At 43.6% G+C, this 13,449-nt stretch carries 24 protein-coding genes; all 24 read left to right on the top strand.

Going from position 1 to position 13,449, the window contains the following annotated elements; all coding sequences use genetic code 11:
• The first annotated feature begins 21 nt into the window (after positions 1–21).
• The 24 genes from rpsL to rpmD all read left to right on the top strand — a co-directional run bounded on the left by rpsL (position 22) and on the right by rpmD (position 13,421).
• Positions 22–441: a 30S ribosomal protein S12 gene (rpsL, locus tag SporoP37_RS08360; RefSeq protein ID WP_081243216.1), complete on the top strand. Its 420-nt coding sequence runs from the start codon at positions 22–24 to the stop codon at positions 439–441.
• A 34-nt stretch (positions 442–475) separates the two neighbouring features.
• Positions 476–946 carry a 30S ribosomal protein S7 gene (rpsG, locus tag SporoP37_RS08355; RefSeq protein ID WP_081243215.1) on the top strand — a complete coding sequence of 157 codons (471 nt, stop codon included), beginning with the start codon at positions 476–478 and terminating at the stop codon, positions 944–946.
• A gap of 47 nt (positions 947–993) precedes the next feature.
• Complete coding sequence (gene fusA, locus SporoP37_RS08350) at positions 994–3,072, top strand: elongation factor G (protein ID WP_081243214.1); 2,079 nt, start codon at positions 994–996, stop codon at positions 3,070–3,072.
• A 124-nt stretch (positions 3,073–3,196) separates the two neighbouring features.
• On the top strand, positions 3,197–4,384 hold the full coding sequence (tuf, locus tag SporoP37_RS08345; RefSeq protein WP_081243213.1) for an elongation factor Tu: 1,188 nt from the start codon (positions 3,197–3,199) through the stop codon (positions 4,382–4,384).
• 350 nt (positions 4,385–4,734) lie between these two features.
• A complete protein-coding gene (gene rpsJ / locus SporoP37_RS08335) occupies positions 4,735–5,043 on the top strand; it encodes a 30S ribosomal protein S10 (protein ID WP_029053278.1) in 309 nt (102 codons plus the stop codon).
• Positions 5,044–5,079: 36 nt separating this feature from the next.
• Entirely contained in the window at positions 5,080–5,709 is a 630-nt protein-coding gene (gene rplC / locus SporoP37_RS08330) for a 50S ribosomal protein L3 (protein ID WP_081243212.1), read from the top strand.
• A gap of 25 nt (positions 5,710–5,734) precedes the next feature.
• Positions 5,735–6,358: a 50S ribosomal protein L4 gene (rplD, locus tag SporoP37_RS08325; protein WP_081243211.1), complete on the top strand. Its 624-nt coding sequence runs from the start codon at positions 5,735–5,737 to the stop codon at positions 6,356–6,358.
• The gene (gene rplW, locus SporoP37_RS08320; protein WP_081243210.1) at positions 6,358–6,645 is read left to right on the top strand and encodes a 50S ribosomal protein L23; all 288 of its coding nucleotides are present in this window, start codon (positions 6,358–6,360) and stop codon (positions 6,643–6,645) included. Before rplD ends, rplW begins: the two co-directional genes overlap by 1 nt.
• 33 nt (positions 6,646–6,678) lie before the next feature.
• The gene (rplB, locus tag SporoP37_RS08315) at positions 6,679–7,509 is read left to right on the top strand and encodes a 50S ribosomal protein L2 (RefSeq protein WP_085430716.1); all 831 of its coding nucleotides are present in this window, start codon (positions 6,679–6,681) and stop codon (positions 7,507–7,509) included.
• Between the two features lie 60 nt (positions 7,510–7,569).
• Positions 7,570–7,848, top strand: a complete 279-nt coding sequence (rpsS, locus tag SporoP37_RS08310; RefSeq protein ID WP_081243208.1) for a 30S ribosomal protein S19 — start codon at positions 7,570–7,572, stop codon at positions 7,846–7,848.
• Between the two features lie 20 nt (positions 7,849–7,868).
• Positions 7,869–8,213 (top strand): 50S ribosomal protein L22, encoded by a 345-nt coding sequence (rplV, locus tag SporoP37_RS08305; protein WP_081243207.1) that lies wholly within the window; start codon positions 7,869–7,871, stop codon positions 8,211–8,213.
• Between the two features lie 3 nt (positions 8,214–8,216).
• Positions 8,217–8,873 (top strand): 30S ribosomal protein S3, encoded by a 657-nt coding sequence (gene rpsC / locus SporoP37_RS08300; RefSeq protein ID WP_081243206.1) that lies wholly within the window; start codon positions 8,217–8,219, stop codon positions 8,871–8,873.
• 1 nt (position 8,874) lies between these two features.
• On the top strand, positions 8,875–9,309 hold the full coding sequence (gene rplP, locus SporoP37_RS08295) for a 50S ribosomal protein L16 (protein ID WP_081243205.1): 435 nt from the start codon (positions 8,875–8,877) through the stop codon (positions 9,307–9,309).
• Positions 9,299–9,499, top strand: a complete 201-nt coding sequence (rpmC, locus tag SporoP37_RS08290) for a 50S ribosomal protein L29 (RefSeq protein WP_009499049.1) — start codon at positions 9,299–9,301, stop codon at positions 9,497–9,499. The genes rplP and rpmC overlap by 11 nt, the downstream gene beginning before the upstream one ends.
• A gap of 17 nt (positions 9,500–9,516) precedes the next feature.
• Complete coding sequence (gene rpsQ / locus SporoP37_RS08285; RefSeq protein WP_081243204.1) at positions 9,517–9,780, top strand: 30S ribosomal protein S17; 264 nt, start codon at positions 9,517–9,519, stop codon at positions 9,778–9,780.
• A gap of 38 nt (positions 9,781–9,818) precedes the next feature.
• On the top strand, positions 9,819–10,187 hold the full coding sequence (gene rplN / locus SporoP37_RS08280) for a 50S ribosomal protein L14 (RefSeq protein ID WP_081243203.1): 369 nt from the start codon (positions 9,819–9,821) through the stop codon (positions 10,185–10,187).
• 36 nt (positions 10,188–10,223) lie between these two features.
• Entirely contained in the window at positions 10,224–10,535 is a 312-nt protein-coding gene (gene rplX, locus SporoP37_RS08275; RefSeq protein ID WP_081243202.1) for a 50S ribosomal protein L24, read from the top strand.
• Between the two features lie 26 nt (positions 10,536–10,561).
• Positions 10,562–11,101 (top strand): 50S ribosomal protein L5, encoded by a 540-nt coding sequence (gene rplE, locus SporoP37_RS08270; RefSeq protein ID WP_081243201.1) that lies wholly within the window; start codon positions 10,562–10,564, stop codon positions 11,099–11,101.
• A 20-nt stretch (positions 11,102–11,121) separates the two neighbouring features.
• Positions 11,122–11,307 carry a type Z 30S ribosomal protein S14 gene (locus SporoP37_RS08265; RefSeq protein WP_008298870.1) on the top strand — a complete coding sequence of 62 codons (186 nt, stop codon included), beginning with the start codon at positions 11,122–11,124 and terminating at the stop codon, positions 11,305–11,307.
• Between the two features lie 30 nt (positions 11,308–11,337).
• Positions 11,338–11,736 (top strand): 30S ribosomal protein S8, encoded by a 399-nt coding sequence (rpsH, locus tag SporoP37_RS08260; protein ID WP_029053265.1) that lies wholly within the window; start codon positions 11,338–11,340, stop codon positions 11,734–11,736.
• 30 nt (positions 11,737–11,766) lie between these two features.
• On the top strand, positions 11,767–12,306 hold the full coding sequence (gene rplF, locus SporoP37_RS08255) for a 50S ribosomal protein L6 (RefSeq protein WP_085430715.1): 540 nt from the start codon (positions 11,767–11,769) through the stop codon (positions 12,304–12,306).
• Positions 12,307–12,339: 33 nt separating this feature from the next.
• On the top strand, positions 12,340–12,702 hold the full coding sequence (gene rplR / locus SporoP37_RS08250) for a 50S ribosomal protein L18 (RefSeq protein WP_081243199.1): 363 nt from the start codon (positions 12,340–12,342) through the stop codon (positions 12,700–12,702).
• Positions 12,703–12,724: 22 nt separating this feature from the next.
• Complete coding sequence (rpsE, locus tag SporoP37_RS08245; RefSeq protein ID WP_081243198.1) at positions 12,725–13,225, top strand: 30S ribosomal protein S5; 501 nt, start codon at positions 12,725–12,727, stop codon at positions 13,223–13,225.
• A gap of 13 nt (positions 13,226–13,238) precedes the next feature.
• Entirely contained in the window at positions 13,239–13,421 is a 183-nt protein-coding gene (rpmD, locus tag SporoP37_RS08240; RefSeq protein WP_029053261.1) for a 50S ribosomal protein L30, read from the top strand.
• Positions 13,422–13,449 lie beyond the last annotated feature (28 nt).

Below are 13,449 nucleotides of genomic sequence, written 5' to 3'. Positions count from 1 at the left end.
TTCGGAAGGAGGAACAACCTGATGCCTACAATTAACCAATTAGTCCGTAAGCCTCGTAAATCGAAGTCGGAGAATTCTAAATCACCGGCTCTAGGAAAAAGCTATAACAGCTTTAAAAAGTCAATGACAAACGTGAACTCACCACAAAAAAGAGGTGTTTGTACACGTGTTGGTACTATGACTCCTAAGAAACCGAACTCGGCGCTTCGTAAGTATGCTCGTGTTCGTTTAACTAATACATTGGAAGTAAACGCGTATATTCCAGGTGAAGGCCATAACTTGCAAGAGCACAGTGTGGTACTGATCCGCGGAGGACGTGTAAAAGACTTACCGGGTGTTCGTTACCATATCGTACGTGGAGCGCTTGATACAGCTGGAGTTACTGGCCGTATGCAAAGCCGTTCACAGTATGGTGCTAAAAAGCCTAAAGAAAAGAAGTAATATAAACTAACGATATTGAAAGGAGGAACTAATTATGCCTCGTAAAGGTCCTGTTGCAAAACGCGATGTATTGCCTGATCCGATTTATAATTCCAAGCTTGTAAGCCGCCTTATCAACAAAATGATGGTAGACGGTAAAAAAGGTACTTCCCAAAAGATTCTTTATGGAGCGTTCGAGATTATCAAAGAACGTTCTGGACAAGAGCCGATTGAAGTATTTGAAGCAGCTCTAAATAATGTAATGCCAGTTCTTGAAGTGCGTGCGCGCCGTGTTGGTGGAGCGAACTATCAAGTGCCGGTTGAAGTGCGTCCTGAACGCCGTACAACACTAGGTCTTCGTTACCTTGTCAACTATTCACGTACACGTGGAGAGAAAACAATGGAAGAACGTCTTGCGAACGAAATTCTTGATGCATCAAACAACACAGGTGCTTCTGTTAAACGCCGTGAAGAAATGCATAAAATGGCTGAAGCCAACAGAGCATTCGCTCACTATCGTTGGTAATGCCGGTTAAACAACAGCAGTAATCCGAAACGGAAGGAGATTACAAAATGGCTAGAGAGTTCTCCTTAGAGAATACTCGTAACATTGGTATCATGGCTCACATTGACGCTGGTAAAACAACGACAACTGAGCGGATCCTTTTTTACACAGGTAAAATCCACAAACTTGGTGAAACGCACGAAGGTGCTTCACAAATGGACTGGATGGAGCAAGAACAAGAACGTGGAATCACGATCACTTCAGCTGCTACAACAGCAGCTTGGAAAGGTCACCGCGTAAATATCATCGATACACCAGGACACGTAGACTTCACTGTTGAGGTTGAACGTTCATTGCGCGTATTGGATGGTGCTGTAGCGGTACTTGATGCTCAATCAGGTGTTGAACCACAAACAGAAACAGTTTGGCGCCAGGCGACAAACTACAAAGTACCACGTCTTGTATTCGTAAACAAAATGGATAAAACGGGTGCCGACTTCCTTTATTCAGTAGGAACACTGCGTGAACGCCTGCAAGCGAACGCACATCCAATCCAATTGCCGATCGGTTCTGAAGATACATTCTCCGGAATTATTGACTTAATCGAAATGAAGGCAACAATGTATCCAAACGATCTGGGAACAGATACAACAGTGGAAGAAATTCCTGCTGAGTATCTTGAACAGGCGAATGAATACCGTGAGAAGCTAATCGAAGCTATTGTAGACTTTGATGAAGATCTTATGGAAAAGTATCTCGGCGGTGAGGAACTTTCAATCGAAGAAATCAAAACAGCTATTCGTAAAGCGACACTAGCAGTAGAATTCTATCCGGTTGTATGCGGTACTGCTTTCAAAAACAAAGGTGTCCAGCTAGTGTTGGATGCAGTAGTAGATTACCTTCCATCACCACTTGATGTACCGCCAATGATGGGCTTCAACCCGAATACAGAAGAAGAGGAAGAGCGTCCGTCTACTGATGAAGCTCCATTCTCAGCACTTGCATTTAAAGTTATGACGGATCCTTATGTAGGTAAGCTTACATTCTTCCGAATTTACTCAGGTGTTCTTCAAGCAGGTTCTTATGTAACAAACTCTACTAAAGGCAAGCGCGAGCGCGTAGGACGTATCCTGCAAATGCACGCAAACAGCCGTGAAGAGATTTCTGAAGTGCATGCGGGTGAAATCGCTGCCGCTGTTGGTTTGAAAGATACGACAACTGGTGACACACTTTGTGATGAGAAGGCATTGATCATTCTTGAATCAATGGTATTCCCAGAGCCGGTTATCTCTGTAGCAATCGAACCTAAAACAAAAGCGGACCAGGATAAAATGGGTCAGGCTCTTGGTAAGTTACAAGAAGAGGATCCGACATTCCGTGCGCATACAGATCAAGAGACAGGCGAAGTAATCATCGCGGGTATGGGTGAACTTCACTTGGATATTATCGTCGACCGTCTGCGTCGTGAATTCAAAGTGGAAGCAAACGTGGGCGCGCCACAAGTTTCTTACCGCGAGACATTCCGTCAGTCAGCTGAAGTCGAAGGTAAGTTCGTACGCCAATCAGGCGGACGCGGACAGTTTGGTCACGTATGGATCGAATTTGGTCCAAACGAAGAAGGAAAAGGATTCGAGTTCGTTAATAATATTGTCGGTGGTTCTGTTCCGCGTGAATACATCCCGGCAGTTGAAGCAGGACTTCGCGATTCATTAGATAACGGTATTTTGGCTGGTTATCCATTAATTGATGTTAAAGCACGTCTCTTTGACGGATCTTACCATGACGTTGACTCCAACGAAATGGCGTTTAAGGTTGCTGCGTCAATGGCTCTGAAAAATGCTGCATCAAAATGTAATCCAGTAATTCTTGAACCGACAATGAGAGTAGAAGTTATCATTCCGGAAGAATACATGGGCGATATCATGGGTGATATTACATCACGCCGTGGCCGTGTAGAAGGTATGGAAGCACGCGGTAACGCACAGGTAGTCCGTGCAATGGTGCCGCTGGCTGAAATGTTCGGATATGCAACATCTCTACGTTCAAACACTCAAGGCCGCGGAGTATTCTCCATGGTGTTCGATCACTATGAGGAAGTTCCTAAGTCTATTGCTGAAGAAGTTATCAAGAAAAACAAAGGTGAATAATAAAGCTCATCCTTGTTTCCTATAACAAATAATTGTAAGATGTGGATAGTCGGGAGGACGCTTTCGGCTTCCATACTATAAAAACAAAAAACTAATTTTTTTCAATTAAGGGAGGACCTCTAAAATGGGTAAAGAAAAATTCGACCGCTCCAAGGAGCACGCAAACGTAGGAACAATTGGTCACGTTGACCATGGTAAAACAACTTTGACTGCTGCTATCGCGACAGTTTTGTCTAAAGCTCAAGGTGGAGAAGCAAAGTCATACGCTGACGTTGATAACGCACCTGAAGAAAAAGAGCGTGGAATTACAATCAGTACTTCACACGTTGAGTACGAAACAGATAAGCGTCACTACGCACACGTTGACTGCCCAGGTCACGCTGACTATGTTAAGAACATGATCACTGGTGCTGCACAAATGGACGGCGGAATCCTAGTAGTATCTGCTGCTGACGGCCCAATGCCACAAACACGTGAGCACATCCTTCTTTCTCGTCAAGTAGGTGTTCCTTACCTAGTTGTATTCATGAACAAATGTGACATGGTAGACGACGAAGAACTACTTGAACTAGTAGAAATGGAAATCCGTGAACTTCTTTCTGAGTATGACTTCCCTGGCGATGACATTCCAGTAATCCGCGGATCAGCTCTTAAAGCTCTTGAAGGAGAGCCAGAGTGGGAAGAAAAAATCATCGAACTAATGCAAGCTGTAGATGACTATATCCCAACACCAGCTCGTGATACTGAAAAGCCATTCATGATGCCTGTTGAGGACGTATTCTCAATTACAGGCCGCGGTACAGTAGCAACTGGCCGTGTTGAGCGTGGAGTAGTTAAAGTCGGAGATGTTGTTGACATCATCGGTCTTGCTGACGAACCAAAATCTACTACTGTAACAGGTGTAGAAATGTTCCGTAAGCTTCTTGATTATGCAGAAGCTGGAGACAACATTGGTGCTCTTCTTCGTGGTGTAGCTCGTGAAGATATCGAGCGTGGACAAGTTCTTGCTAAGCCGGGAACAATCACACCACACACTCAGTTCAAATCTGAAGTTTATGTTCTATCAAAAGAAGAAGGCGGACGTCACACTCCATTCTTCTCAAACTACCGCCCACAGTTCTACTTCCGTACAACTGACGTAACTGGCATCATTCAACTTCCTGAAGGCGTAGAAATGGTTATGCCTGGAGATAACGTTGAAATGACAGTTGAACTTATTTCTCCGATCGCGATTGAAGAAGGTACTAAATTCTCAATCCGTGAAGGTGGACGTACAGTTGGAGCTGGCGTTGTAGCAACAATCACAAAATAATTATTTTGAATCCCGCCCTTGTGGCGGGATTTTTTTTGAGTGAAACTAGATTTTTTATAGTCGATTGGCGAAGCAGGGTAACGTATTGCAGATTGAAAAAATTAAAAGCTGTTTGTAAATACGTGCAAATAAGACTCAAACCTGTTAATATAATAAACGGATTAAAAATAAAACTAATTTCCCCAAAAGGGTTGCACAATCCTTTTAAATTATGTATAATGTTGAATGTTGGTCTTTGACTGCGATGAAGCGAGAGGTTGCCGATACACCCGGCCGCTTTGCCATGGCGCGTGTGTGGGAAATTTTCGTGGAGAATTGTCTAGAAAATAGGCGAAAAGGGAGGGAAAGTAATGGCAAAACAAAAGATTCGTATTCGATTGAAAGCTTATGATCACAGAATGATCGATCAGTCAGCTGAGAAGATTGTTGAAACGGCTAAACGTTCTGGAGCCAGCGTTTCAGGTCCAATTCCGTTGCCAACTGAAAGATCAGTTTACACGGTATTGCGTTCAGTTCACGTATACAAAGATTCACGTGAGCAGTTTGAAATGCGTACACACAAACGTTTAATCGACATCGTGAATCCAACGCCACAAACGGTGGATGCACTTATGAAGCTTGATTTACCGTCAGGCGTCGATATCGAAATTAAACTCTAAAAAATAAAACAAACAATATTACAGGAGGTGTGACTAATGACCAAAGGAATCTTAGGAAGAAAAGTCGGAATGACGCAAGTATTTGCTGAAAACGGCGATCTAATCCCAGTGACAGTGATTGAAGCTGCTCCAAACGTTGTTCTTCAAAAGAAGACTGTTGAAACGGACGGCTACGAGTCAATCCAGCTTGGATTTGATGATAAACGTGAAAAGCTTTCAAACAAGCCTGAACAAGGCCACGTGGCAAAAGCTAACACGGCACCTAAGCGCTTCATTCGCGAAGTTCGCGGAGCTGACGTTAGTGCATACGAAGTTGGTCAGGAAGTCAAAGTCGATACATTCGCAGAAGGCGATGTAGTTGATATTACAGGAGTATCAAAAGGTAAAGGGTTCCAAGGTGTTATTAAGCGCCATGGTTACTCACGCGGACCAATGTCTCACGGGTCTCGTTTCCACCGCGCACCAGGTTCACTTGGAGCTGTTGATGGACAACGCGTATTTAAAGGAAAAAAACTGCCTGGACGTACTGGCGGCAAAACAGTAACGATCCAAAACGTTGAAATTGTGCGAGTTGACGCTGAGCGCAACTTGTTGCTTGTAAAAGGTAATGTTCCTGGAGCACGTAAATCACTTGTACAAGTGAGAAGTGCTATCAAAGGGAACTGAGTAAAACAGGAAGGAGGAAACAGGAATGCCTAAAGTATCTGTAGTAAGTCAAACAGGTTCTGCTGTCGGCGACATCGAACTAAACGATGCGATTTTCGGAATCGAGCCGAATGAAGCAGTATTATTCGAAGCAATCGTTCAACAACAAGCTTCTTTACGCCAAGGTAACCACAAGGTTAAATCTCGCGCGGAAGTAGCAGGCGGCGGTCGTAAACCATGGCGCCAAAAGGGTACAGGTCGTGCTCGCCAAGGTTCAATCAGATCACCACAATGGCGCGGAGGCGGTATCGTATTCGGTCCTACACCGCGTAGTTACAGCTATAAAATGCCTAAGAAAGTTCGTCGTTTAGCACTTCTATCCGCTCTTTCTACGAAAGTAGCAGCTGAAGAACTAATCGTTCTGGATAACTTAGCATTTGACGCACCAAAAACAAAAGGCTTTGTAAAAGTGCTTGAAGATCTTTCAATCACTAAGAAAGCATTGTTTGTTACAGCTGACCTAGAAGAATCAGTAGCATTGTCTGCTCGAAACATTCCAGGAATCAGCGTTATTTCAGCAAACGGCATCAATGTTCTAGACTTAGTCGGACATGATCAGCTCGTTATGACGAAAGCAGCAGTAGAAAAAGTTGAGGAGGTGCTTGGTTAATGGAAGCACGTGATATTTTGAAACGTCCGGTCATTACCGAGCGTTCTTCTGAACAAATGGAAGACTTAAGAAAATTCACATTCGAAGTTGATACACGCGCAAACAAAACGCACGTTAAACAAGCTGTCGAAGAAATCTTCGGTGTGAAAGTAGAAAAAGTAAACGTGATGAACTACAAAGGTAAGTTCAAGCGTATGGGGAAACATGCTGGTTATACAAACAAGCGCCGTAAAGCAATTGTTACACTAACAGCTGACTCCAAAGACATCGAACTTTTTGAAATGTAAGCAGTGCACAATAAATGAAGGAGGGAACACAAAATGGCGATTAAGAAGTATAAAGCTACCTCCAACGGACGTCGTAACATGACTTCTTCTGACTTTGCTGAGATTACAACAGACAAGCCGGAAAAATCATTGCTTGCACCAGTCAAGCGTAAAGGCGGACGTAACAACCAAGGTAGAATGACAGTTCGTCACCATGGTGGAGGACACAAGCGCCAATACCGAGTCATCGATTTCCAACGTCGGAAAGATGGCATTCCAGGACGCGTTGCTACGATCGAATACGATCCAAACCGTTCTGCAAACATCGCATTGATTAACTATGCAGATGGAGAAAAGAAATACATCCTTGCTCCAAAAGGATTACAAGTAGGAGCTACAATTATTTCAGGACCAGATGCGGATATCCGCGTAGGTAACGCTCTTCCATTAGAGAACATCCCTATGGGTTCTACAATTCACAACATTGAAATGAAGCCGGGCAAAGGCGGACAGTTAGTTCGTTCAGCAGGAACTTCAGCTCAATTACTCGGACGTGAAGGCAAATATGTCATCATCCGTCTACAATCAGGAGAAGTTCGTATGATTCTTGCTACTTGCCGTGCTACAATCGGTCAAGTTGGTAATGAACAGCACGAATTGATCAACATTGGTAAAGCAGGTCGTTCACGCTGGTTAGGCAAGCGCCCAACAGTTCGTGGATCTGTAATGAACCCTAACGATCACCCGCACGGTGGTGGTGAAGGACGTACGCCAATCGGCCGTCCAAGTCCTGTTACTCCATGGGGTAAACCAACCCTTGGATTCAAGACTCGTACAAAGAACAATAAATCAGATAAACTTATCGTTCGCCGTCGTAAAAAATAATGTGATTGCACTGCGGTTCAGTAGATGGACCGTAGTACAAACTCGGAAGGAGGTTCCAGAATGGGCCGCAGCTTGAAAAAAGGACCTTTTGCAGATGACCACTTATTAAAAAAGGTTGATGCACAAAAAGATTCAGAAAAGAAACAGGTTATTAAAACATGGTCACGCCGTTCAACAATCTTCCCGACTTTCATCGGATTGACGATCGCAGTATATGACGGGCGCAAACATGTTCCTGTTTATGTAACAGAAGATATGGTAGGTCACAAACTAGGTGAATTCGTACCAACGCGCACATATAAAGGCCATGGTGCCGACGATAAGAAAACAAAACGCTAATTTGAGAGGAGGTTATCCTGATGCAACAAGCTAAAGCATCTGTACGCACAGTCCGTATTGCTTCTCGCAAAGTTCGTTTGGTCGTTGATCTTATTCGCGGCAAGAATATAGGTGAAGCTATGGCTATCCTACGACTTACGCCTAAAGCGGCATCTCCGGTCGTAGAAAAACTTTTGAAATCAGCGATTGCAAATGCTGAACACAACTACGAAATGAACACTGAGAACTTAATCGTCAGCGAAGTATTCGTAGATGAAGGACCGACAATGAAACGTTTCCGTCCACGTGCACAAGGTCGTGCAAGTGCGATCAACAAACGTACAAGCCACATCACATTAGTGGTATCTGAAAAGAAGGAGGGGTAATTAGTGGGCCAAAAAGTACATCCTAATGGACTGCGTGTAGGCGTCATCCGTGACTGGGACTCAAAATGGTACGCGGAAAAAGATTATGCGTCCTTACTACATGAAGACTTAAAGATCCGTGAATACATCGAAAAGCGTCTTGTAGATGCATCAGTTTCAAAAGTTGAAATTGAGCGTGCTGCTAAACGTGTTAATATTACAATCCACACTGCTAAGCCAGGTATGGTTATCGGTAAAGGTGGTTCTGAAGTTGAAACACTTCGTAAACAGCTTAACGAAATCACAGGCAAGCGTGTACACATCAATATCGTAGAAATCAAACGTGCTGATTTGGATGCAAGACTTGTTGCTGAATCAATCGCTCGTCAATTAGAAAGCCGTGTATCATTCCGCCGCGCTCAGAAACAAGCGATTCAACGTACAATTCGCTCTGGTGCAAAAGGAATTAAAACACAAGTGTCTGGTCGTCTTGGCGGTGCTGACATCGCTCGTGCTGAACACTATAGTGAAGGAACTGTCCCTCTTCATACATTACGTGCAGATATAGACTATGCACATGCTGAAGCTGATACTACTTATGGTAAGCTTGGCGTAAAGGTATGGATTTATCGTGGTGAAGTCCTTCCAGTAAAGAAGAACTCTGGGGAAGGAGGCAAATAATATGTTAATGCCTAAACGTGTTAAACATCGTCGTGTATTCCGTGGGAAAATGCGTGGTGAAACAAAAGGCGGCGCTACTGTCCAGTTTGGTGAGTTTGGTCTTCAAGCTCTAGACTCAGGTTGGATCACTAACCGTCAGATTGAATCTGCTCGTATTGCCATGACTCGTTATATGAAACGTGGCGGTAAAGTATGGATCAATATTTTCCCGCACAAACCATATACTAAAAAGCCTCTTGAAGTCCGGATGGGTTCCGGTAAAGGAGCTGTAGAAGGCTGGGTTGCAGTTGTGAAACCTGGCAGAGTAATGTTCGAAATTGCAGGTGTTTCAGAAGAGGTTGCTCGTGAGGCGCTTAGACTCGCATCACACAAACTTCCTGTGACAAGCAAGTTTGTAAAACGTGAAGAAATTGGTGGTGAGTCTAATGAAAGCTAAAGAAATTCGTGACTTAACAACTGCAGAGATCGAGCAAAAAGTGAAATCACTTAAAGAAGAGCTTTTCAACCTTCGCTTCCAGTTAGCGACAGGTCAATTAGAAAACACTGCACGCATCCGTGAAGTACGCAAATCGATTGCGCGCATGAAAACTGTAATACGTCAAAGAGAAATCAGTGCAAATAACTGATGAAGGAGGTTGCAGCCATGACTGAGCGTAATCAGCGCAAAGTATACACAGGCCGTGTCGTTTCCGACAAAATGGATAAAACCGTTACGGTAATGGTAGAAACATACAAAAAACATTCTTTATACGGTAAACGTGTAAAGTACTCTAAGAAATTCAAGGCCCATGATGAGCTGAACGAAGCGAAGATCGGCGATGTTGTTCGTATTATGGAAACTCGTCCATTATCAGCAACTAAGCGTTTCCGTCTTCTGGAAGTCGTCGAAAAAGCGGTCATCATCTAATAGGTTTTTAACTCAGATTTTGGAAGGAGGTAACCTCGATGATTCAACAGGAAAGTCGAATGAAAGTTGCTGACAACTCTGGTGCACGTGAAGTACTGACAATTAAAGTGCTAGGCGGATCAGGTCGTAAAGTAGCTAATATCGGTGACGTAGTTGTTGTAACGGTTAAGAAAGCAACACCAGGTGGCGTTGTTAAGAAGGGTGACGTTGTTAAAGCGGTCATCGTTCGTACGAAAAGTGGAGTTCGTCGTAAAGACGGTTCATACATTACATTTGATGAGAATGCTTGCGTTATTATCCGTGATGATAAAGGACCACGTGGAACACGTATTTTCGGACCGGTTGCTCGCGAACTTCGCGATAACAACTTCATGAAGATCATTTCACTTGCTCCAGAAGTTCTTTAATTCTAATGACAGAGCCAGTCAAGGAGGTGCGATAGAATGCACGTTAAAAAAGGCGACAAAGTAATGGTGATCTCTGGGAAAGACAAAGGCAAAACAGGTGTGATCCTAACTGCTTATCCAAAGAAAGACCGTGTGCTAGTTGAAGGTATTAATATCGTCAAGAAACACACAAAGCCGAACCAAGAAAACCCTCAAGGCGGAATTGTAAGCCAGGAAGCTACAATCCATGTCTCAAACGTGATGGTCATCGATCCTAAAACAGGCGAGCCGACTCGTGTAGGTTACAAATTGGAAGACGGTAAAAAGGTACGTATTGCAAAAAAATCCGGTGAAGCACTGGATAAGTAAGAATTGCATGAAAGGAGGTCCGACTGATGAGTCGTTTGAAAGAGAAATTTACTAAAGAAATCACACCTGCTCTAATGAGCAAGTTTGAATATACATCTGTTATGCAGGTTCCTAAAGTAGATAAAATCGTTATCAACATGGGTGTTGGTGATGCAGTTCAAAATACAAAAGCACTTGATGCAGCTGTAGAGGATCTTGCAACTATTTCAGGTCAAAAACCAGTCATTACAAAAGCGAAAAAATCTATCGCAGGTTTCCGTTTGCGTGAAGGTATGCCGATCGGAGCTAAAGTAACGCTTCGCGGTGAGCGCATGTACGAGTTTCTCGATAAATTAGTTTCTATCTCATTACCACGTGTACGTGACTTCCGTGGCGTTTCTAAAAAAGCGTTCGATGGTCGCGGGAACTACACTCTAGGTGTGAAAGAGCAACTTATTTTCCCTGAAATTGACTACGATAAAGTATCAAAAGTACGTGGGATGGACATCGTCATCGTGACGACTGCAAACACTGATGAAGAAGCACGTGAGTTGCTTGCACAGTGTGGCATGCCGTTCCAAAAGTAAAATAATAGGGAGGCGAAAACGTGGCTAAGAAATCTATGATCGCTAAACAGAAACGTACGCCAAAGTACAAAGTACAAGAATATACACGCTGCGAACGTTGTGGGCGTCCACATTCAGTATACCGCAAATTTAAACTTTGCCGTATTTGTTTCCGCGAACTTGCATACAAGGGACAACTTCCTGGCGTCAAAAAAGCCAGCTGGTAAACCCCTAATTAGGGAAGGAGGTTAATTCAAATGACAATGAGTGATCCGATTGCAGATATGCTTACACGCATCCGTAATGCGAACATGGTTCGCCACGAGAAGCTTGAGGTACCTGCTTCAAACGTAAAGAAAGAAATCGCCGAAATCTTAAAACGAGAAGGTTTCGTTCGTGATGTGGAGTACGTGGAAGATAACAAACAAGGCATCATCCGCATTTTCCTAAAATACGGACAGGATAACGAACGCGTTATCAATGGCTTGAAACGTATTTCAAAACCAGGACTTCGTGTGTATGCGAAATCAAATGAAGTTCCTAAAGTGCTTAACGGCTTAGGAGTTGCACTAGTTTCTACATCAAACGGTGTATTAACAGACAAAGAAGCCCGCGCTAAACAAGTCGGCGGAGAAGTCGTCGCGTACGTTTGGTAATTAGCAACAATTGAATGGAGGTGCAATAGAATGTCCCGTATTGGTAATCGTCAGATCGAAGTTCCTGAAAACGTTACTGTAACAATTTCAGCAGACAACTTCGCAACTGTTAAAGGTCCGAAAGGTGAACTTTCGAGACAATTAGATAAAGATATCACGATCAATCAGGAAGGTAACGTTATTACATTGACTCGTCCTTCTGAATCAAAAGATCACCGTTCAATCCACGGTACTACACGCTCTGTACTTAACAACATGGTAGTGGGAGTATCTGCAGGATTTGAACGCACACTTGAATTGGTTGGGGTTGGATACCGTGCTTCTATGCAAGGAAAGAAACTTGTATTGAACGTAGGTTATTCACATCCAGTTGAATTCACACCAGAAGAAGGTGTAGAAGTTGAAGTCCCGGCGAACACAAAAGTTATTGTCCGCGGCTACAACAAAGAACACGTTGGTGCTCTTGCTTCTAACATCCGTCAAGTACGTCCGCCAGAGCCGTATAAAGGCAAAGGTATCCGTTATGAAGGCGAAATCGTTCGTCGTAAAGAAGGTAAAACAGGTAAATAATACCGCCTGAGGTATTTGGAAGGAGTGACCCCGATGATCACGAAACAAGATAAAAACGCTGTCCGTAAAAAGCGTCACGCACGTGTGCGTACGAAAATCAGCGGAACTGCAGAGCGTCCACGTCTAAACGTTTACCGTTCTAACAAGCACATCTATGCGCAATTGATCGATGACTTGAATGGCGTAACAATCGTAAGTGCTTCTACAAGAGATAATGAAGTTGAGGCTGGATCTACTGGAAACACTGAATCAGCAGCTAAAGTCGGCGAGCTTATTGCAAAGAGAGCTGTAGAAAAAGACGTTAAAACGGTTGTATTTGACCGTGGCGGATATCTTTTCCATGGCCGTGTTAAAGCACTTGCTGACGCAGCACGCGAAAATGGACTTGAATTTTAATTAAGAAGGAGGGACATATTTCATGCGTCGTAATGATCAGAACAAAAGTGAGTTCGAAGAACGCGTAGTAACGATCAACCGCGTTGCGAAAGTTGTAAAAGGTGGACGTCGTTTCCGCTTTACTGCACTTGTCGTTGTCGGAGATAAAAACGGTCGTGTCGGTTTTGGTACTGGAAAAGCACAAGAAGTTCCAGATGCAATCCGTAAAGCAATTGAAGATGCGAAGAAAAACTTGATTGAAGTGCCAATGGTTAAAGGTACAACTCCACATGAAGTAATCGGACGTTTTGGTGCAGGACAAATCCTTATCAAACCAGCTGCTCCGGGTACTGGTGTAATTGCAGGTGGACCTGTCCGTGCGGTACTTGAACTTGCAGGCATCACGGATATTCTTTCAAAATCTCTTGGTTCAAGCACACCGATCAACATGGTACGTGCAACAATCGAAGGATTACAGAATTTGAAACGCGCAGAAGAGATCGCTAAATTGCGTGGTAAATCCGTAGAAGAACTGTTAGGTTAAGGGGGGAAATACAATGACGAACAAACTTGAAGTCACCCTTACGAAAAGTGTTATTGGTTCAAAGCCGACACAGCGTAAAACAATTGAAGCATTAGGCCTTCGAAAGTTGAATCAAACAGTTGAGCATCAAAGCAACGATGCTATCCGTGGTATGATTACAAAGGTCAGCCACTTGGTAACAGTTAAAGAAATTTAAGTATTATTCTACAATAAGGAGGTGCCGA

The organism is Sporosarcina sp. P37, assembly GCF_002109365.1.
Taxonomy (GTDB): domain Bacteria; phylum Bacillota; class Bacilli; order Bacillales_A; family Planococcaceae; genus Sporosarcina.
This window is presented reverse-complemented; position numbering and strand designations above follow the sequence as displayed.

Coding starts and splice junctions, on each gene's coding strand:
- rpsL (WP_081243216.1), top strand. CDS start 22: ATGCCTACAATTAACCAATTAGTCCGTAAGCCTCGTAAATCGAAGTCG.
- rpsG (WP_081243215.1), top strand. CDS start 476: ATGCCTCGTAAAGGTCCTGTTGCAAAACGCGATGTATTGCCTGATCCG.
- fusA (WP_081243214.1), top strand. CDS start 994: ATGGCTAGAGAGTTCTCCTTAGAGAATACTCGTAACATTGGTATCATG.
- tuf (WP_081243213.1), top strand. CDS start 3,197: ATGGGTAAAGAAAAATTCGACCGCTCCAAGGAGCACGCAAACGTAGGA.
- rpsJ (WP_029053278.1), top strand. CDS start 4,735: ATGGCAAAACAAAAGATTCGTATTCGATTGAAAGCTTATGATCACAGA.
- rplC (WP_081243212.1), top strand. CDS start 5,080: ATGACCAAAGGAATCTTAGGAAGAAAAGTCGGAATGACGCAAGTATTT.
- rplD (WP_081243211.1), top strand. CDS start 5,735: ATGCCTAAAGTATCTGTAGTAAGTCAAACAGGTTCTGCTGTCGGCGAC.
- rplW (WP_081243210.1), top strand. CDS start 6,358: ATGGAAGCACGTGATATTTTGAAACGTCCGGTCATTACCGAGCGTTCT.
- rplB (WP_085430716.1), top strand. CDS start 6,679: ATGGCGATTAAGAAGTATAAAGCTACCTCCAACGGACGTCGTAACATG.
- rpsS (WP_081243208.1), top strand. CDS start 7,570: ATGGGCCGCAGCTTGAAAAAAGGACCTTTTGCAGATGACCACTTATTA.
- rplV (WP_081243207.1), top strand. CDS start 7,869: ATGCAACAAGCTAAAGCATCTGTACGCACAGTCCGTATTGCTTCTCGC.
- rplP (WP_081243205.1), top strand. CDS start 8,875: ATGTTAATGCCTAAACGTGTTAAACATCGTCGTGTATTCCGTGGGAAA.
- rpmC (WP_009499049.1), top strand. CDS start 9,299: ATGAAAGCTAAAGAAATTCGTGACTTAACAACTGCAGAGATCGAGCAA.
- rpsQ (WP_081243204.1), top strand. CDS start 9,517: ATGACTGAGCGTAATCAGCGCAAAGTATACACAGGCCGTGTCGTTTCC.
- rplN (WP_081243203.1), top strand. CDS start 9,819: ATGATTCAACAGGAAAGTCGAATGAAAGTTGCTGACAACTCTGGTGCA.
- rplX (WP_081243202.1), top strand. CDS start 10,224: ATGCACGTTAAAAAAGGCGACAAAGTAATGGTGATCTCTGGGAAAGAC.
- rplE (WP_081243201.1), top strand. CDS start 10,562: ATGAGTCGTTTGAAAGAGAAATTTACTAAAGAAATCACACCTGCTCTA.
- rpsH (WP_029053265.1), top strand. CDS start 11,338: ATGACAATGAGTGATCCGATTGCAGATATGCTTACACGCATCCGTAAT.
- rplF (WP_085430715.1), top strand. CDS start 11,767: ATGTCCCGTATTGGTAATCGTCAGATCGAAGTTCCTGAAAACGTTACT.
- rplR (WP_081243199.1), top strand. CDS start 12,340: ATGATCACGAAACAAGATAAAAACGCTGTCCGTAAAAAGCGTCACGCA.
- rpsE (WP_081243198.1), top strand. CDS start 12,725: ATGCGTCGTAATGATCAGAACAAAAGTGAGTTCGAAGAACGCGTAGTA.
- rpmD (WP_029053261.1), top strand. CDS start 13,239: ATGACGAACAAACTTGAAGTCACCCTTACGAAAAGTGTTATTGGTTCA.